General features: G+C 65.9%; 11 protein-coding genes. 6 read left to right on the plus strand and 5 right to left on the minus strand.

Translation table 11 applies throughout. The annotated features are described in order from the left end of the window. Nucleotides 1–21: 21 nt before the first annotated feature. Nucleotides 22–1113, minus strand: a complete 1092-nt coding sequence (locus C5F75_RS28855) for a carboxymuconolactone decarboxylase family protein (RefSeq protein WP_104013127.1) — start codon at nt 1111–1113, stop codon at nt 22–24. A gap of 245 nt (nt 1114–1358) precedes the next feature. On the opposite strand from C5F75_RS28855, the gene C5F75_RS28860 reads away from it, so the two are divergent. From C5F75_RS28860 to C5F75_RS28880, 5 genes are all read left to right on the plus strand, one after another. Then, entirely contained in the window at nt 1359–2117 is a 759-nt protein-coding gene (locus C5F75_RS28860; protein WP_060010714.1) for an SDR family NAD(P)-dependent oxidoreductase, read from the plus strand. A gap of 45 nt (nt 2118–2162) precedes the next feature. Continuing rightward, nucleotides 2163–3440 carry a crotonyl-CoA carboxylase/reductase gene (gene ccrA / locus C5F75_RS28865; protein WP_060010711.1) on the plus strand — a complete coding sequence of 426 codons (1278 nt, stop codon included), beginning with the start codon at nt 2163–2165 and terminating at the stop codon, nt 3438–3440. Between the two features lie 32 nt (nt 3441–3472). Then, a complete protein-coding gene (locus C5F75_RS28870; RefSeq protein ID WP_104013124.1) occupies nt 3473–7351 on the plus strand; it encodes a type I polyketide synthase in 3879 nt (1292 codons plus the stop codon). Nucleotides 7352–7431: 80 nt separating this feature from the next. Beyond that, a complete protein-coding gene (locus tag C5F75_RS28875) occupies nt 7432–7761 on the plus strand; it encodes an acyl carrier protein (RefSeq protein WP_060010709.1) in 330 nt (109 codons plus the stop codon). A 66-nt stretch (nt 7762–7827) separates the two neighbouring features. Then, the gene (locus C5F75_RS28880) at nt 7828–8820 is read left to right on the plus strand and encodes a beta-ketoacyl-ACP synthase III (protein ID WP_089466225.1); all 993 of its coding nucleotides are present in this window, start codon (nt 7828–7830) and stop codon (nt 8818–8820) included. Between the two features lie 309 nt (nt 8821–9129). Here the strand turns inward: C5F75_RS28880 and C5F75_RS28885 are convergent, their stop codons facing one another. Then, the gene (locus C5F75_RS28885) at nt 9130–9966 is read right to left on the minus strand and encodes an EAL domain-containing protein (RefSeq protein WP_257220857.1); all 837 of its coding nucleotides are present in this window, start codon (nt 9964–9966) and stop codon (nt 9130–9132) included. Nucleotides 9967–10644: 678 nt separating this feature from the next. Here C5F75_RS28885 and C5F75_RS28890 point away from each other — a divergent pair. Next, nucleotides 10645–12744 carry a sensor histidine kinase gene (locus C5F75_RS28890; protein WP_104013125.1) on the plus strand — a complete coding sequence of 700 codons (2100 nt, stop codon included), beginning with the start codon at nt 10645–10647 and terminating at the stop codon, nt 12742–12744. A gap of 25 nt (nt 12745–12769) precedes the next feature. Here the strand turns inward: C5F75_RS28890 and C5F75_RS28895 are convergent, their stop codons facing one another. The 3 genes from C5F75_RS28895 to C5F75_RS28905 all read right to left on the minus strand — a co-directional run bounded on the left by C5F75_RS28895 (nt 12770) and on the right by C5F75_RS28905 (nt 19003). Beyond that, nucleotides 12770–13579 (minus strand): LabA-like NYN domain-containing protein, encoded by an 810-nt coding sequence (locus C5F75_RS28895; RefSeq protein ID WP_179231830.1) that lies wholly within the window; start codon nt 13577–13579, stop codon nt 12770–12772. A gap of 278 nt (nt 13580–13857) precedes the next feature. Then, nucleotides 13858–14652 (minus strand): OmpA family protein, encoded by a 795-nt coding sequence (locus tag C5F75_RS28900; RefSeq protein WP_060010700.1) that lies wholly within the window; start codon nt 14650–14652, stop codon nt 13858–13860. A gap of 106 nt (nt 14653–14758) precedes the next feature. After that, a complete protein-coding gene (locus tag C5F75_RS28905; RefSeq protein WP_104013128.1) occupies nt 14759–19003 on the minus strand; it encodes a YadA-like family protein in 4245 nt (1414 codons plus the stop codon). Between the last annotated feature and the right edge of the window lie 762 nt (nt 19004–19765).

A 19765-nucleotide genomic window follows, 5' to 3' on the forward strand; every position in this document is an offset into this window, starting at 1 on the left:
AGAGGTGGAACGCGGTCGTCTTCATGCCTGCACGTCGTCGTGCTCGCGCGCCGCATGCGGAGCTGCCGAGGCGAACCAACGGCTCGCCACGGCGAGCGCCCATTGCACGGCCAGCACGCCGGCGTGAGGCAGCGCGCCGACGATGGCCTCGACGATCTCGGGTCGCGATGCGCCCGACCGCCGTGCGTCGCGGATGTGCGCGGCGAGCGCGTCGGCATCGGCATTGCGCGCGAGGCAGGTCAGGCACGCGATTGCCGTCAGGTGGCGTGCCTTCGCGTGCTCGACCGGCTCATCGCCCGATGCCGCGCTGGCCAGCCGATCGATGCCACGCTCGATCGCGGACGACATGTCCACAAAGCCGCCTACCGCGTCCGACGGATACAGGTCGCGTTGCAGCGCATGCCGCTCGGCCGGTGCATCGGCCTGGATTCCCGCCGAGTCGTCCGGCGCCCCGTTGAGCGCACTGAACGCATCGAACGCGTCGAGCACGATGCGCGACACGGGCAGGACGAGCGGCCAGCCGATGTAGCCGGTCAGTTGAATCAATACCTCCGTCAGTTCGCCGCGCGTCCAGCCAGCGTGCAGGCAGTCGTTCACGTGTACGCGAACCGCATCGTGCCGGTTTTCGCGCGCGATGACGATGGCAAGCGCGGCGAGCCGGCGCTCTTTCGGCGTCAGCGCATCGAACGGCCGTTGCCGGCGCTCAAGCAACGTGGCGATCGTCGCTTCGGGATCCTCTAAAAAATCGACGTCGACGTCGATATCGATGGCACGTTCGCGCAACAACCCGGCGATGTGGCGTATCGCGGCCGCGGCCACCGGCACGCCTGCGTAATGGAGCGTCTCGAACGCCGTGTCGAGCACCGCGTGCGGCGTCCAGCCGGTATTCAACATGCCGCCCGCATGGTATTTCAGTGCGCCATCCGCATTGCCCATCGTCGCGAGTACCGCGACCGTCACGAGTTCCCGGTGCTTCAGCGAGAGGTTGGGGCGGGCGATGATGTCGGCATATGCGCCCTCGACGAGCAATCGCTTGAAATCGGGGTCGAGACGGTCGAGTGCCGCGCTCAGCCCGACGAAGCCTTCGTCGCCGATCGCGTGTATGACAGACATGCCGAGTTCATGCCGGGTGATCGTATTCGTACGCATGGAAGGCCGATTGTTGAAAGCGGAGTGTCGTGACGTCAGCGATGATATTCGTCCGTTCGACAATCAAATTTGAACTTTTTTCACTTTTCATCGGCGCACGCTTTTCGCCGTCTAGAATCCATCCGGTCAAGAACCGACGATTCATTTTCGATCTGAAAAATCGGGATGGTGATGACGGGGCCTGCATATCAATGCGACTGGAGAATACGATGCTGAAGCTTCATGAAAAAGTCGCCCTCGTGACCGGGGGAAGTTCGGGTATCGGCCGGACCACGGCGTTGTTGTTTGCCAGGGAGGGCGCACGGGTCGCGATCGCGTCGCGCCGCATCGACGAAGGTCTGGCCGTTGTCGAGGAGATCCGCCGCGCGGGCGGCGAAGCGCTGTTCGTGAAGACCGATGTATCGAGCGCGGAGGATTGCGCGCGGATGGTCGCGCAGACCGTGCACGAATTCGGCAGGCTCGATATTGCGTTCAACAACGCCGGCGTGGAGGCATTCGGCAAAGCCGTGGCCGATACCGACGAGGCGAGCTGGGATTACGTGATGAATATCAATCTGAAAGGGATGTTCCTTTCGATGAAATACGAAATTCCCGAAATGCTGAAAGCGGGCAGCGGTGCGATCGTCAATATGTCGTCCACTTATGGCCTCGTGGCGTCTGCATTCGGCGGCTGCAGTTATCACGCGTCGAAGGCCGGGATTCTCGGGCTGACGAAAGCGGCCGCGCTCGAATACGCGAAGCAGAATATCCGTGTCAATGCGATCTGCCCGGCGTTCGTGGCGACGGCGATGGTGGAGAAGTTTCTCGATGAAACCGGCATGACCGACCAGATCAAGGCGTTTCATCCGGTCGGCCGGCTGGGCACCGAACAGGAAATCGCCGAGGCGGTCACGTTCCTCGCGAGCGACGCGTCTTCGTTCATGACCGGTACCGCACTGTCGGTGGACGGCGGGATGGCCGCGGCCTAGCACGAGTGCAACTTATCCCGGATCAACTCTTTCACGAGTATTGTTATGGATACCAAAACGATCGATTTCGCTGTAGAAACGAGAAGGAACCCGCCGGAACTGTTCGACATCGGCAGCGCGATTCCGCTGGGCGTCGTGCCGAGGAAAATGCACGCGTGGACGATTCGTCGCGAGAACCACGGGGAGCCGCAGCACGCGTTCACGAACGAAATCGTCGACGTGCCCTCGCTCGGCCCGGACGACGTGCTGATTCTCGTGATGGCGGCCGGCGTCAACTACAACGGCGTGTGGGCGGCGCTCGGCCAGCCGTTCTCGGTGCTGGACCTGCATGACGATCCGTATCACATCACGGGCTCGGATGCGGCCGGCATCGTATGGGCCGTCGGCTCGAACGTGAAGAAATGGAAGGTCGGCGACGAGGTGGTCGCACACTGCTCCCAGGTCGATGGCGACGACGAGGAATGCAACGGCGGCGATCCGATGCTGTCCCCGTCGCAGCGGATCTGGGGTTATGAAACGTCGCATGGCTCGTTCGCGCAGTTCGCGCGCGTGCAGTCGACGCAGCTGATGCCGCGCCCGAAGCACCTCACGTGGGCCGCCAGCGCCTGCTATACGCTCACGCTCGCGACCGCATACCGGATGCTGTTCGGCCACAAGCCACACGTGCTTTCCGCCGGGCAATCGGTGCTCGTGTGGGGCGCGGCGGGCGGGCTCGGAACGATGGCGATCCAGCTCGCGGCGCTCGCGGGCGCGCGCCCCGTCGCCGTGGTCTCCGACGCGTCGAAGGCCGAATTCGTCAAACGGCTCGGCGCGGTGGGCGTGATCAACCGTTCGGATTTCTCGTGCTGGGGCGCGCCGCCGCCCGTCGATGCGAAGGCCGAGTACGCGGCCTACGTCGATGAAGTCAAGCGCTTCGGAAAGGCGATCTGGGGTGCGCTCGGCGAAAAGCGCGACGTCGACATGGTGTTCGAGCACCCGGGCCGCAATACGTTCGCCCCGTCCTGCTACGTCGTGAAGCGCGGCGGCATGGTCGTGTTCTGCGCGGCGACGAGCGGCTACGACCTGACCTGCGATGCGCGCTACGTGTGGATGCGCCAGAAACGCATTCAGGGCAGCCACTTCGCCAACCTCAAGGAAGCGTCGCAGGCGAACCGGCTCGTGATGAGCGGCAAGATCGACCCGTGCCTGTCGGAAGTGTTTCCGTGGAGCCGCCTGCCGGACGCGCACGCGAAGATCCGCGAGAACCGGCACCTGCCCGGCAACATGGCCGTGCTCGTCCAGGCGAGCAGCAGCGACGATCTCGCCGCGGCGAGCCGCCACTAGGCCGGATGAACGCTTTCCGCCGCGAGGACGGTATGAACCAGTCAAACACGCAAGCGCAGCGCGTCGCCATCATCGGCATGTCGTGCCGGTTCCCCGGCGGCGCGTCCTGTGCGTCGAGCTATTGGACGCTGCTGAATTCCGGGCGCACGGCGATCCGCGAAACGCCGCGCGAACGCTTCGATATCGACGCGTACTACTCGCCGGATACCGACGAGCCCGGCACCACGTATTCGCGCGTGGCCGGCTATGTCGACGATCCGTTCCGCTTCGACCGCAAGCTGTTCCGGACCTCGGCGGCCGAGGCGATGGAGATGGATCCGCAGCAGCGCTGGATGCTCGAACTCGCATGGGCGGCGCTCGAGAACGCGGGTATCGCGCCGGGCCGGCTGCGCGGCAGGAACGTCGGGGTCTTCATGACGATCGGCGAGGCGGACTATGGCCGGCGCACCGTCTGGTCCGGCGATCCGTCGCGCATCACCACCTATTCGAAGCTCGGCAACCTGCGCGCGATGGCCCCCGGGCGCGTCGCGCACATACTGGGTTTGAGCGGGCCCGCGATCTTCGTCGATACGACCTGTTCGTCGTCGCTAGTCGCGATCCATCTTGCCGCGCAGAGCCTGCAGGCCGGCGAGTGCGACGTCGCGATCGCCGGCGGCGTGAACCTGATCCTCGGGCCGGAGGAAACGATCGGCATCGCGCGGCTCCAGGCGATGTCCGCCTCCGGGCAATGCCGTCCTTTCGACGCGAGCGCCGACGGCTATATTCGCGGCGAAGGTGGCGGCGTGATCGTGATGAAGCGGCACGACGACGCGCTCGCGCACGGCGATCGCATCGATGCGGTGCTGATCGGGTCGGCCGTCAACAGCGACGGCGCGAGTAACGGCCTCACCGCGCCCAACGGCGCGGCGCAGGAAGCCGTCATTCGCCGGGCAATGATGCGCGCCGGCGTTCGGCCGGAAGCAGTCGCCTACGTGGAAGCGCATGGCACGGGCACGGCGCTGGGCGATCCGATCGAGCTTTCCGCGTTGCGTAACGTCTATACGCGCGCCGTCGCACGCGACAAGCCGATCCTCGTCGGCTCCGTGAAGTCCCAGCTCGGGCATCTGGAGGGCGCCGCGGGCGTGGCCGGCTTCATCAAGGCGATGCTGATCCTGCGGCACCGCCACGTACCCGCGCAGGTGAACTTCGAGACGCCGAACCCGCGCTTTCACTGGGAAGGCGCGCAACTCGCCATTCCACGCGAGGGTACGCCGCTCGACGAAGGCGAGACGCTGGTCGGCGTGAGCGGTTTCGGCATCACCGGGACCAACGTCCACCTGATTCTGTCCGCGCCGGCGCCCGTGCCGGACACCGGTGCGCCGATCGACCGCGAACGCGTATTGACGCTGTCCGGGCGCTCGCCGGACGCACGGCGGCGTGTCGCGTCGGCATGGCGGGCCTGGCTCGCGGGCACGTCCGTGCCGCTGCGCGATGCGTGTCATACGTCGAACGTGCGACGCGATCATTTCGATCATCGTGTCGCGCTGGTCGGCACGACGAAAGCGGATTTCATCGACGCGCTCGACGCGTTTCTCGCGGACAATCCGTCCGGCAACTGGCATACGGGCGAGCCGCCGCGCAAGTCCCGCGTCGCGTTTCTCGTGCCAGGGCAAGGGGCGTGGCAGCCGGGCGTCGGCGGAAACCTCTACCACGGCAACGGCCTGTTCCGCAAACACGCGGACGCGTGTCTGCGCCTGCTGGGTAGCGAAACGGCCCGCGACGTGCTCGATGCGATCGTCGGCCGTGGCGCTCAAACCGTGCGCCATCATCCGGGGCAACTGGCTCACTTCGTCGTGTGCTACGCACTTTCACGTACCTGGATGGAGCTCGGCGTGCAGCCGGATCTGCTGATCGGGCATTCGCTCGGCGAGCACGTGGCCGCCGTGATCGGCGGCGTGATGTCGCTCGGCGACGGTCTCAAGGCGGTGGAGGCGCGCGGCCGACTGTTCGATACCGCGACGCCGGCCGGCGCGATGCTCGCGGTGGCCGCCGCGGCCGACGAACTCGCCGCGCGGTTCGCGTTCGGCGAGGATCTGTTCGTCGCCGGCATCAACGGGCCGGGGCAGACCGTCGTCAGCGGCACGCCGGAAGCGGTGGCGCGCGTGCACGACGCGATGGTCGCGGCGGGCAAGCGTGTGTCGCTGCTCAAGACCTACGGCACGCCGGGCCATTCGCCGATGTTACGTTCGATGCGCGAAGCGTTCCGGCGCGCGCTCGAACCGCTGACGTTCGCGCCGCCGTCGATTCCGATCGTCTCCACCCTCACGGGCGCCGTCGCGACCGATGCGATCGCCGGCGTCGAGCACTGGCTCGATCTCGTCGAGCAGCCGGTGCGTTTTCATGACGCGTTGCTGGCGGCGTCGGACGGCAAGACGCTCTTCGTCGAAGTGGGGCCCGGCGCGGCGCTCGCCAAGCTCGCGCGCGCCGCCGCCGGCGGCGACTGGACGTGCGCGATCGCGTCGCTCGCCGACGGCCCGGAAGGCGATGAGGAAACCGAATCGACCGGCTTCGCCCACGGCTGCGCACGCCTTTACGGCGAAGGGCAGAAGATCGCGTGGCACAAGCTGTACGGCAATGCGCCGCGGCCTGCCGAAGCGCCGGGCTACGCGTTCGACACCGAGCGTTTCGAGCTGCCGTTTCCCGATCTCGCCGAAGCGGCGCATGGTGCGGTGCGCCAACGAAGCGATGGCGCATCGAATGCGGAAGCCCGGCCGCCGCGCTCGATCGAGGTGGATCGCGCCGACGTGGCACCGGCGGGCGCGGCGCAGATGCTCGCGACGTTGCGCACGATCGCGGCAGCGGTCGCGCCGGATACCGTCGTGCTCGACGATGGGCTGTCGCTCGTCGGCCAGGGGCTCGACTCGCTGGCGTTGACGGAGCTGCGGGTGCGGTTGCATCAGCGGCTCGGCAAGATGCCGCCGATCGCCATGCTGGCGCGCGGCGCGTCGCTCCAGACGCTGGCCGCGTGGTTCGGCGCGACGAACGGTGACGCGTCCGTTCGCGAAGTCGTGGCGGCCGATCCCCGGCAACCGGCCGAAACGGGCGGCGACGTCGGCCTGGTCGTGACGCTGCGCGACGGGGCCGGGCCGCTCGTTGCGCTCGTGCATCCGGTCGGCGGAAACGTGCTGTGTTATCAGGAACTGGCCGCGGCATGGCCGGGCGACCCGACGGTCGTCGCGATCCGTCATCCGTACGCGGATCAGGGCCACGCGCCCGCGTATCTTTCGATCGCGCAACTGGCGTCGCGCTACTGCGCGGCGCTGCTCGCGACGCACGGCAGGCAGCCCGACCTGCTCGGCGGCTGGTCGTTCGGCGGGATCGTCGCGCACGAAATGGCCGCGCAGTGGGAGTCGGAGGGCGGGAGCGCGCCGCCGTTGATGATCGTCGACAGCCCGCTCCACGACGGCGAATTCGCCACGCGGTTGCGCGCACTGGCCGCTGATCTCGCGCCGGATGACGGTATGCAGGCAGTCGAGCGATGGCTGGCCGACCCGCGTTTCGATGCGATGCTCGATCAGGACTTCTATCTCGCCGACGTGCGCCGCCGCGCCCAGCCTGAGATGTTCGACCACATCGCGCGGCTGCATGCCGCGAGCGCGGTGGCGCTCGCCTGTCACCAGCCGCGGCAGGTGCAAACGCACATCGGATACGCGCTCGCCGCGCGCGACAAGCGCGGGATGTCGAGCGTGCTGGCGGAGCAGCAATTGCGCCGTTTCGGGCGCGGCGGCATCACGGTCGACGTGTTCGACGACGACCACAACTCCATCGTGCGTGCACCTTCCGTGCGGCGTCTCGCGCACTTTCTCGGCGGACGCGCTGCCGATGCACCGCACGCCGATCCGGAACCGCTGATGCGCGCGACACCCGCATAGGCGCTGCCTTTCCGTTTCCCGGGCGCGGCGTCGCCGCCGCGCCTTCACCGTCCTCAATCCGACTTCAAGGAATCGATGCCATGAACGATCAACTTCAAGCTGCAGCCGTCAACGGGCCGACGGTCACCGCGGAAACCATTCTTGCGTGGATCCAGGAGTGGACCGAAGCGAACAACCTGAAGGTGCCGACCGATCTCGAACAGACCTTCGCCGACGCCGGCTTCGACTCGATGCATTCCGTCGAACTCGCGTTCTTCCTCGAAGAGCGGCTCAACATCAAGATCGACGATACGGTCCTTTACGACTATCCGACCTTCAATGCGCTGGCCGAGCATCTCGTCTCGCTGCAACCGCAGGGCACGAGCGCCGCCGCGGAGCCGGGCCAGGACGCGGGCGTCGGAAGCTGGTAACGCCAGGGCGCCGGTTCGAGACATCGGGCGGCCGGCGCGTCATCGACTTTGATCGGAGTACCGAAGATGGTGGAAATCAATCGCGTGGACCACTGGATGTCGCGCGTCGTCGGCTGCGGTTCCGCGTTGCCCGAGCACCGCATGACGAATCATGACATCGCGCTGAAGGTCGACACCACGGACGAGTGGATCACGCAGCGCACCGGCATCAAGGAGCGCAGGATCGCGGCGCCCGGCGAGAACACGTCCGATCTCGCGATCGGCGCGGCCCGGGCCGCGCTGAGTCACGCAGGGATCGCCGCGGCCGACGTCGATCTCATCGTGCTCGCGACCTGCACGCCCGATCGCACGATGCCCGCGACGGCCGTCCGCGTTCAGGAAGCGATCGGCATGCCGCGCGGCGCCGCGTTCGACGTGCAGGCCGTCTGTTCGGGCTTCGTGTTCGCGCTCTCGGTCGCCGACAACATGATCCGGCTCGGGCAGGCGCGCACCGCGCTGGTGATCGGCGCGGAAACGATGTCGCGTATCGTGGACTGGCAGGACCGCAATAGCTGCGTGCTGTTCGGCGACGGCGCGGGCGCGCTGGTGCTGCGCGGCGAACGGCGCGAAGGCGACAGGCCGCGCGGTGTGCTGTCCACGCATCTGCATTCGGATGGGCGGTACTGGGACAAGATTCACACGGACGGCGGGGTATCGTCGACGCAAAGCGCCGGCAAGATGCATCTGGAGGGCCGCGACGTATTTCTGCATGCGGTCGTCAATCTCGCCGACGCGTCGCAGGAAGCGCTCGATGCGCACGGGCTGACCCGGGACGACGTCGACTGGATCGTTCCGCATCAGGCAAACCAGCGCATCGTGCAAACCGTCGGCACGAAGTTGAATCTGCCGATGGAGAAGGTCGTGCTCACCGTCGGCAAACACGGCAACACGTCGGCGGCGTCGATTCCGCTCGCGCTCGGCGAAGCCGTATCCGACGGACGCATCAAGGAGAACGATCTCGTCCTGACGCCTGCAATGGGCTCGGGCTTCACGTGGGGCTCGGCGTTGATTCGCTGGTAATTCACGGGCGAGGCACCGGCGCACGTCGGTGCCCGACGGATCGGCATTTTCCCGGAATGTGGGAGCCCTGTGGAAATGCTCGTGAAAGTGACAAAAGTTCACTTTGAGCGCTCGGGCCGCCGTTCTATGCTGGCTGCACGTCGCACACGGCGGCGTGAACAAACAGCCCGATCGGAGCGTAGATGGCACCCGATATTCCGGATGAATCCTGGGATGCGGCGGCGTCCGGCATGCCGACCCGACGCATGAAGCACGCGGCCTCGCGCCTGAAGCACGGATGGCGCCTACTCGCCTACGGCGCGCGCGGGGCTACGACAGGATCCGCGCATGGCAATCGGCGATGAACGTCTGGACCGCCGCTTCGCGCAGCGGCTCGCCGAGATAGAAACCCTGGCCGTCGACGTCCGGCAGCGTGCTGGCCCATTCGAACTGCGCGGCGGTTTCGATGCCCGTCATCACGATGTGCTTGCCATGGCTTTGCGCGATGTGCACCAGGGTCTCAACGACCCGCATGGATTCGTTGTTTTGCAGGACATCGCGGATCAGCGAGCGATCGAACTTGACGATATCCACCGGCAACTGTTGCAACAGCGTCAGCGAATTGAAGCCTGCACCGAAGTCGTCCAATGCGACGCGCACGCCGATTGCCTGCGTCGCATGGATGGCCTCCACCAGCCAGTCGAGCCGGGCAGGCGGAACGACATCGGTCAGCTCGATTTCGACGCGAGCCGGCTCGAGCCCGAGCGACGTCAGCAGTGCGGAAAGCTGCGCCGGAAAATCCGCGTGCCCCAGCTCCGACGGAGACAGATTGATCGCGAGCGACAGCTTGCCGTAACCGGCCGCCTTCCACTGCGCCAGCATGTGCGCCGCTCTTCGGGTGAGCAGTTCGGTGAAGCGCGTGGCCAGACATGAATCCTCGATCAGGCTGATGAACGACGCGGGCTCCAGGATGCCGCGCGCCGGATGGCGCCAGCGCATCAGACATTCGAAACCGGCCAGACGGATTCCCTGGAGCGCGAACTTGGGTTGCAGGAGGAAAAAGAACTCGCCCTGACGAAGTCCGCGTTCGGCATCGTCGAGCGGATCGTTTGATGCAAAGGGGAAATTCATGAATGTCCGGGTACGCCGATTAAATGTCGGCAGCATGTTGCTGATCGATCGATTCTATTGAGTGGAATGCAAAATTTCAACTCATGGAAAATAAACAAATGTAAATTTGTTTATTGTTTTGTATATTGTGGCTCGATTTTTGAGAATGAGATTCATGGAAATCGTATTGTGATATTGGGGCTGCATATTGAAAGCTGAATTGATTTTCGTTTTGTGTGATGATTCGGCTTTTAATGCACCGATTTTTTGGGTGGAGCGAGCGGTGCGCGTGCTTTGGATGAGGAATGATGTCGCCTGGAAGTGATGGTTTATTCTGAAAAATATCAGGATAGAGTTTGAATTAAATGTTAATTTAATTGTAATTAAATTGTGTGATTAATTTGTGTGGAAATTGAAGTACAATTGGCGCATATTAAATTACGGATCGCTGCTTGGAGGTCGTTTGGCCGGGTACGTCCGAGCGCGTATGTACAGGGCGGGCGATCGGCACGTGAAGGGGGGTGACCGGCTGCTGCGTCTCCGGTCAATGCTGCTTGAAGTGGGGTGCGGTGTTTGACGCAGGCATGTCAGATGCCGATCAATGCGATATCGATGGAGCATCATCTGATCGACATGTTCGGAAGATTTTTGGGGCTGGGGCGGCGCCGTTCATGTGATGAAGGCAGGCAGATGGCGGGGAGCGCGTCCTCGTATTGCGCCACGGAGTGGATACGCATGACGTTTGCGCTGGTGCTGGTCTGTGCGGTGCTCACGGCGACACATGCGCTGCAACGCGTCGACCGCGCGTGGTTCGGGTTCGTGTCACGGTCGGCCCACGGCGGGCCCGTCAAGCCGCTGGCGATGATCGTGGTCGACGAACGTACGACCGCGCGTCTGGGCAACTGGCCGTTCAGCATCGAAACCCGTGAGCGGATGATGGAGCGGCTTGCCGGAAGCGGCGTCGCAGTCGTCAGTATCGACCTGACCGGCTTGCGGGACGTCGCGCGCGCACGTGCCGGGCACCGCGGTGGCGAGGCGGCAAGTCGCGGCGGCGCACGAACGGAGGCCGGGAGCGGCAACCTCGGCAATTCCGGCAACGCCGATCAAGCCTGCGCGCGCGACGCTGCGTTTCACTGGAACGGACCTTGCGAGCGCTACTCGTACGTCAACGTGCTGGACGGCGCGGTGCCGTCGAACCGGCTGAGCGGCCGCGCGGTCCTGATTCGCGCGGCTGCCGACCTCGGGCATGGCCGGCCCGGCGTGTCGTCGGCCGGCGTGCGGCCGATCGGAGACGATGCCGCGGCAATCGTTGCATCGCCTGCGCCGGCCGCGGCGGCACCGCTTCAACAGGCCGGTCTTGCGTGGGCGCTGCTGTTCAACGAGGCCGTCGTGTGCGTGATCTGTGCGTTGCTCTACCGGTTCGGTCCTGGTGCCGGCCTCGTTGCATCGTTCGTCGTCGCAGGAGCGGTTGCTGCGATCGCGTATGCCGTGTTCGTGGTCGGCGGCGAGGCGCTGCCGCCCGCCACCGGCATGCTGATGTGCGTGCTCGCCTGCGTGCTGGTGTTCTGGCGGCGTACCGAAGTGTTGCTGCGCTTCATCGGTCTCCTCGGCGACCGCATGGCGACCGACCCGTTGCTGCATGCGGAGTCGGCGAGCGTCGTGCGACACGTCGACCCGGTTCGGCGGCAACTGGACAGGACTGCGAATCTGGATGCGCGAGTACGTCGCTATCGTGCGCTCATCGACGCATGGGTCGACAGTCTGCCGGAAGCGACGCTGATTGCGTCGGCCGACGGTGTCGTGCTGCTGGCGAACCGGCGGATCGCCGCGTGGTGCGCGGAGCCCGACGAGCATCCGGATGCCGGGCGGGCGCCGGTGGGCCGGCCGGTTTCGGACGTGCTGTTTCAGATCACCGCATCGCATCGGGCGAATGAATTCGTCGCGCAGGCGTTGACGTCGCTCGATCACTGGCCTGACGGCGACGCGCTGTCGGCACAGACGAAATCGCAGCTCGACCAGGGAATCGAGATCGCCAATGCACGGTGCGGTCGTTCGCTGCTGATCAAGTGCGCACCGATCCGCCCGTCCGTCTATGGCGAGCGCGCGCTGGTCTTTCATGTCGCGGACGTCTCGTCCGTGCGGATGGCCGAGCGGCAGCGGGACATGGCGCTGCGATTCCTGTCGCACGACATGCGGTCGCCGCAGGCGTCGATTCTCGCGCTCGTTTCGCAGATCCGGCGGGATCCGTCGCGGTACACGCCGCAGCGCTTCGCCGAACTGGTATCACAGTATGCGACGCGCGCGCTGACCCTCTCCGACGATTTCCTCTTTCTTGCCAGGGCCGAGAATCTGCCGCCGAAGCTGGCCGCGGTCGATCCCGCACTGGTGCTCGGCGATGCCGTCGACGATCTGCTGCCGCAGGCGAGTGCGAAATCGACGATCGTCAACCTGACGGCGGAGCCCGGGCTCAGTACGATCGCCGATGTGCAATTGCTGCGGCGGGCATTCGTCAATCTGATCGGCAACGCGATCAAGTTCGGTCGCGAAGCCTCCACGGTCGACGTGGAGTTGTCGGCCACGGATCGGCACGTGAAGATCGCCGTGACCGATTACGGAACCGGCATATCCGAGCGCGACCAGGAAAAGCTGTTTCGCGAATTCACGCAACTGGACGGCGGCGCGTCGATGTCCGGGCATGGTTTGGGCCTGGCATTCGTCAAGACGGTCGTCGATTCGCTCGGCGGAAAGCTGCAGGTCCGCTCGAAGCTGGGGGAAGGGACGACCTTCCTCATGTTCCTGTCGAAGCACGATCACGACGCGGCGCTCGGGCGCTGATCGGGCTGCCGCGATGCCTTGATGGCTAGGCGCTGGAAACGACCTGAATCCGGCGCGCCTCAGGGGCGCCCGTGTGTTTCGCGGGCATCGCGAGGTCGAATTCGAGAATCGTGCTTCGAGACGGCAACCGCGCGACGATCGACGGATCCTGCAAACTGCTGCCGCGAAAGTAGGCGGGGCTCGTCTCGGCCGCCGCGAGCAGCGGCGTATCGGGCAACGCGGCCCAGAACGCGATGAAGCCATATCCGTCGTCCGGCTCGAACCGGTTGCACACGCCGCGCACGCGTGAGCCGACCTGGCCCCAGGCAGGCGAGCCGGAGGCCGCATCGCGAACCGGCAGCAGGCCCGGCACCAGATAGCCGCTGATGAACTGGTCGGCCGCATCGCGTAATTCGAGCGGCACGTTGTCGAACCCGAGGACTTCGACCCGGCATCCCTTCTTCTGCAACGCTCGTACGACTTCGACGAAATCGCCGTCGCTGGTGGCGACGAGCACGGTGTCGAGCCGGTCCGATTCGGACAGCGCGTCGATGGCCATGCCCAGATCCGAATTCGATTTGACGGTTTCGGTGCCATCCTCGTCGGCGATGTGTCTGAGCGGCTTGACCGTGACGCGGAATCCCTTGTCGCGCAGTGCCGCCTGATAGCCCTTGATCCGCGCGTCGTAATCGGCGGAGCGTGCCGCGCGGCGTGCGTCGAAACTCAGATACGCGTGCAGCCGCTGAATCGTGGCGCCGGCCCGACCGGCGAGCGCGCGCAGCACGTCGTATCGCATCAGATGGCCGCCATTCGCGTCGATGCTGCTGCCATCCACATACACCCCGACCCTTCTCATCGTCGTCATCCGGATTGCTGGTAGCTGGTCGCTCAGGCGTTCGAATCAAGCGCCGTCGTGCCGCGTCGCGCGCTTTCCGCACGGGTAGGGCGCGGCGCGGGCGCTCGGTCGTTCCGGCCCGGCGCCGATACGGCGGCAAACGCGATGCCGCCGGCGATGCCGGCAAGCCCGAGGCGCGCGTTACCGCCCACAGGGGCGCGATGCCGGTTTGCCGGTCGTTCGATGTGGCGCCCGCCACGCGGGCGAAGCGTGAATGACGCCACCGGCGTCGCGGCAGGTCAGTCGCGGCCGCTGACCGCGATCGAGACCCGGCGATCGGGCTGCAGGCACGCGATCACGGCGCGGCTCTGGCCGGGCGGGCAATGCGCGACGGGCTCGCGCGATCCCACGCCGTCCGCCTCGATGACGTTTCCGTCCAGGCCATGCGCGATCAGATAGCGGCGGACCGTTTGCGCCCGCGCGCGCGACAGCGGGTCGTTCACCGCGGGGGTGCCGATCCGGTCGGTGTGCCCGACGACGACGATCCGCGTGATCGTCTTGTGGCGCTTGATCCGCTCGACCGCATCGTCGAGCTGCGCCTTGCCGCCCGGCTGCATCGATTCGAGGCTCGATTGGCCGAACGCGAACAGCGCGTCGCTTTGCAGCGTGAATTGCTCGATCGGCGCGGCCGGCGGCTCTGCCGCGGCCGCCGGCGCGGCGGATTGCGTGCGCACGAAGTCCGCGCATGCGGGGTCGCGCCAGTACGTATTGCTCACCTTCATGTGCTCGTCGTAGCGCACCTGGTACTGGCACGAGACGACTTCGTTGCCGCGGCGGAAGTCGAACAGGTAGTTCCACACGTGGCTGCCGACGAACCACTCGTTGAAGTGAGGAGGACCGAGCAGGTCGAACATCTGGTCCTTGTTCAGGCCGGGCCCGACGTTACGCAGGTTGGCCACGTTCACGAACGTGCCGCCCTTCGGGCTGGCGGATTGCGGATCCGGGAAGCGGGGCGGCCCGTCGGCCGCACAGCCTGCCAGGGATGCAACGGAAAGCACACTGACGGACAGCGCAAGTGCCCATTGGATTTTCATGATCAGTCTCTCATCGTATAAGGAGCCGCGTATCCGGCGCCGCGGCAACGATCGATCGTTGCGCGCGGCCGCCGCGTGTCGCTGCAGGACAGCCGTTTTTCCGCCGTCACCACTGGTAACCCGCGCCGATCACGGCGCCGTAGTCGTTGCGCGTGTTGGTCGTGATGGCGGCCTTATAGATCCAGTGATTGTTCTCGGAGATCGTCGAGATGCCGATCGCCTGCCCCGACTGGCTGCGATAGACGCTGCCGGCGATCGCCACCATGCTCTTGCCGGGGCCGGACGGTTGCGGCAGGCCCGCGACGGCCATCGCACTGGCGGTGCCGCCGTCCGCATCGCGTCGCAGCGACTGGATCTTCGCGTCGGTGTACGCGTTTGCGTTGCCCACCGCGGCATTCAGTTGCTGGACATTGACGCCATCGGTGGGCGCGGTGCCGGCGGCGACGTTCGTGAGTTGCCGCGTCGAAGTCGCCGTGCCGATCGACACGACGTTGTTGCGCCCGCCGTCGTTGCTGCCCGAGCCGATCGCCACGGAGCCGTTGCCGGACGACGTCGCGCCCGAGCCGATCGTCGTCGAGCCGGTACCCGATGCGGTCGAGCCGTTGCCGACCGCCGTGCTGTTCGAGCCGGACGCCACCGCGCCGTTGCCGCCTGCCGACGAGTTCGAGCCCGTCGATGCGGGCGGCGTCGACGAGCCCGGGGTCGAAGGGAAGCCGCCGTTACCGTTGGTACTGCTGATGTTCTGGATCAGCGTCGTCAGGTTCTGGTTGACGGCCTCGAGCTGGCTGACGTTGACCGCGTCGGTGCCGGCCGAGCCGGCGGCGAGACCGGTGATTTTGCGGTTGCCGACGTTGATTTCGCCGGCAGACGACTGCGGGCTGCTCAAGCCGTACGCAATGTAGTTCGACTGCGCGCCGACCGTCGTGACCGAGCCGGCGCCGAGCGCGATGCTGTTCGCGAAGCTCGCGCTGGCGCCCGAGCCCAACGCGATGGCGTCGGCTGCGCTGCTGTTCGCGCCGGAGCCGATCGCGATGCCGCCCGACGTGCCGGCAACGGCGTTCGCGCCTTGTGCGATCGATTGCGGCCCCGTCGCATTCGCGCCGCTGCCCAGCGCGATGGCATCGGCCTGCCCCGAGTTCGCGGCCTGGCCGATGGCCACGCCGCCGGGCGCCGTCTGCTGCACGATCGCACCGTTGCCGATCCCGACGCCGTTGTCTCCATTGACGACGGTGGTCGGCCCCACCGCGATCGATTCGGCGCCTACCGCGAGCGAATCGGCGGCGGTCGAGTTGGCGTGGAAGTACATCGTCGGCGTGACGGCGAACGATTGCAGGGCGCCGGTCAACTGCCGGACCGTGACCGCATCGTGCGCGTCGGTCCCGTCGGCGACGTTGATCAGTTGCCGGTACGTGTTGCCCGATGCACTGCCGAACGACACGGCGCCCAGCAGGGTCGCGTCGGACGTATTGAACGGTACGGTGTGGCTGCCGGCCGGGATCGTGCCGCTGCCGGCCGCGATGGCGCGATCCGATACGGCGCCCGAGCCGATCGCGACGCCGCCGGCTATCGAAACGGCCGTCTGCGCACCGAGCGCCACGCCGCTCGCCGCGCTCGATTGCGCGCCGGTGCCGGCGGCCAGGCTGCCGGCCGCGCTCGCGACTGCCTGAGGGCCGACGGCAATGCTGTCCGTCCCGGTCGCCTGACTGTCGGCCAACGTCGAGTTCGCGTGGAAGTATTTGATGCCGGCGCCATTGTTGATGTTCGAGATGGCCGTCGTGTTGGCCGTCACCTGCTCGTTGGTCGCGAACAATTGCGAACCGTTGACCGCATCGGTGCTGGTGCCGCTCAACTGGCCGGCCGCGACGTTCTGGATCTGGCGTTCCGCGCCAGGTGCGCCGACGCTCACGACGCCGGCGGGGGCCGCGCCCGCGAAGTTGTAGGTCACGCCGCCGATGACCGCGCTCGAGGTTGGGGTGGCCGCGGTGGTGGTCGCGTTCGCGCCGAGCGCGACAGAATTCGCGACCGTCGCTTGCGCGTTTCCGCCGATCGCGACGGCATCGGCGCCGGTCGCCGACGAATCGGGCGCAGTCGAATTCGCGTGGAAGTACTTGATGCCCGCGCCGTTGTTGATGTTCGATATCGCGGTCGTGTTTGCCGTTACTTGCTGGTTGGTCGCGAACAACTGCGACCCGTTGACCGCGTCGGTGCTGGCGCCGCTCAACTGGCCGGCCGCAACGTTCTGGATCTGGCGCTCCGCGCCCGGCGCACCGACGCTCACGACGCCGGCCGGTGCCGCGCCCGCGAAGTTGTAGGTCACGCCGCCAATGACCGCGCTCGAAGTCGGCGTGGCGGCGACCGTCGCTGAATTCGCGCCGAGCGCGACGCTGTTGGCCACGCTCGCAGTCGCACCCGAGCCGAGCGCGACGCCACCGGTGGCAGCGGCCTGGACGTTGGCCGCATCGCCGATCGCGATCGCGCCCGCGACATTGGCCTGCGACGCGTTGCCGAGCGCGACGGAACCCTGCCCGGTCGCGACGTTCGTATTGCCCAGCGCGACCGCGCCATTGCCGTTCGCAGTGTTGTTGGCGCCCATGGCCACGGCGCCGTTGCCGGTAGCCGTGTTCGGATCGCCGATCGCCACCGCGCCGTTGCCGTTCGCGGTTTGGCCTTCGCCGAGTGCGATCGCACCGGTGCCGCCGGTCACCTGCGAGTTGTGACCGCCGGCGATCGAACCCGCGCCCGCGGCTGCGGCCACCGTGCTGGTGTCGCCGAATGCGACCGTCGAGCCGGCCAGCGCTTGCGAGCCGGTGCCGATCGCGACGCCGCCGTATGCCGATACCCCGGCATTCACGCCAAGCGCCACCGAGTTGTCGGCGCCTGCGGTAGCACCCGCGCCGAGCGCGACGCCGGAAATGCCGGATGCGGTCGCCAGGTTGCCGAGGGCGATGCCGAACAGGGTGGACGCCGTGGCGGTGTTGCCGATGGCGATCGAGCTCGTGCCGCTCGCCGTCGCCTGGCTGCCGAATGCCTGCGCGTAGGTATTGCTGGCGAGCGCGTTGTAGCCGATGGACACGGCCTGCGCGCCCGTCGCCTGCGTGCCGGAACCGGGGACGCCCGCCGTGCCGCCCGGGCCGAGCGCGACCGCGTTGACACCCGACGCCCCGCTGTTGACGCCGATCGCGACGCCGGACGCGCCGCTGACCGATGCGCCGGAACCCAGTGCGATGCCGGCGTCGGCGGTGTTGGTGGTGATCGACTTGAAGCCCGCGGCGATCGAGTAGCTGCCGGCCGCGGTCGCGAGCGTCGCCAGCGCGGTCGAGTGGTCGCCCGATGCGGTACCGCCGGCGCCGAGCGTCGTCGCGGAATTGTTGGAGGCAACCGACGCGTTGCCGAGGGAAATCGATGAAACGCCGGACGCCGCTGCATTCAATCCACCGGACAGCGCGTTGTCTGCGCTCGACCGTGCACCCGCACCCAACGCCGTGCTGCCGATTCCGGATGCCGTGGAGAAATCGCCGAGCGCACTGGCGTTCTCGGCGGTCGCGGCGGCAGAGGCGCCGAACGAGGAAGCGTTGGTGCCGGTCGCGAGTGCCTGATGGCCGATCGCGCTCGCACCGATTCCGCTGGCTGTCGTGTTGCCGCCGATGGCAGTCGAACTGCTACTGGAGGCTGTGGCGGCTTGCCCGAAAGCGCTGGCGCCGGTGTCGCTCGCGACGGCGCTCGAGCCGATCGCCGTCGCCGCGGTGTTGGTTGCAGACGCCAAGACGCCCAAGGCAACAGAGTTTGCAGCGGTTGCCAATGAATTGGGGCCGACCGCAGTTGACGTGATGCCCAACGCAAGGGCTGCGGGACCGAGAGCGGTGCTGGTTTGCCCGGACGCAGTCGCGTTCACGCCGATCGAGAGCGCATTCCCTCCGGTAGCGAGTGCATTTGCTCCCATCGAGATTGCGCCGGCGGCGGACGAATGGGCATTCGTGCCCAGCGCTACTGCATTCAGTCCGGAGGTAGATGCTTGGCTGCCGATGGCAATTCCAAGTCCACCGCTTGCGGTTGCGGCTACGCCGCCGGCGCCTGAGATCGCGACATCTCCGGTCCCCGTGGCACTGCCGTTGCCAGCGGAATACTGGGCGTGTGCGATCTGCCAGGATGCACCGAGGCAAACCGGGATCGCCAAGCCGAGAAGGATTCGAATGGTCCGTTGCCGTCCGATCGCCGAGTGTGATCCCGCCAGCCGGTCGTCGCACGAGACGTCCGAGCCGGAGTCGCCCTTGCCGCGCGCCTTGCCGAGCTCCGATGCTGCGACGAACGTGCCGCGAGACTTGCTCCATATGACCTTGTACACTCTATTCATCTTGATCACCCCTATGAAGGAATAAATCTTTATCGGATACGATTGGGTAGTGGTGCTAAATGCCTTGTGACAATAAAATTTGCGTCATGGGCGGTTGATCGAGATCTTGCGCTGTCCATGGAGGACGATGCGAGGTGTCGTCCATGGCGCTGCAAGCGGGTCTTGAGCGGGAGCGTCGCTCGGCGACTTCGACGGCGCACGGCCGTCGAAATATCGGAATGGAATGATCGGGTGCGACCACGACAGTGTGTCGGGTCTCGAATGGGATTGGGGCGGGGCGGGTAAGTCGATCGCGTGACAACGCCGCGCGGTCGCGGTGATCACCGATCGCTTCATGAGGTTTTCCATTTCTGTATCTCGGCATGAAAAAATCGTGCTCGACGGCAGGCCGCCGTTACTGTAAATGGGATAGTCGGAACAACTGCCAATTCAATATGCGATCTTGATTTTTGGACGAGTAAATTCGTCTTCGAGAATAGTTCTGGTCGGGTACTTTGCGATGACTTTTATAGATTGGTGAATGCCGATTTCCGTGCGGAGAATCGATCATTTTAAAAATGATATAAACGTATTTAATTGCATGATCCTTGTGATGCTAGATATTAGGGGAGAACATTCGAATCAGAAAGCAAACATTTGTCACGCATTGAATGATTGTTAACGTGTGACGACGCTGCCATCATTGCGATGGATCGGATGGGGCGCACGTAGACGGTTCGGGCTGACTTGCACCACGCGTCGGTGTCAAAACGTCGAGAGGCA

This window comes from Burkholderia anthinoferrum (genome assembly GCF_002925705.1).
GTDB lineage: Bacteria > Pseudomonadota > Gammaproteobacteria > Burkholderiales > Burkholderiaceae > Burkholderia > Burkholderia semiarida.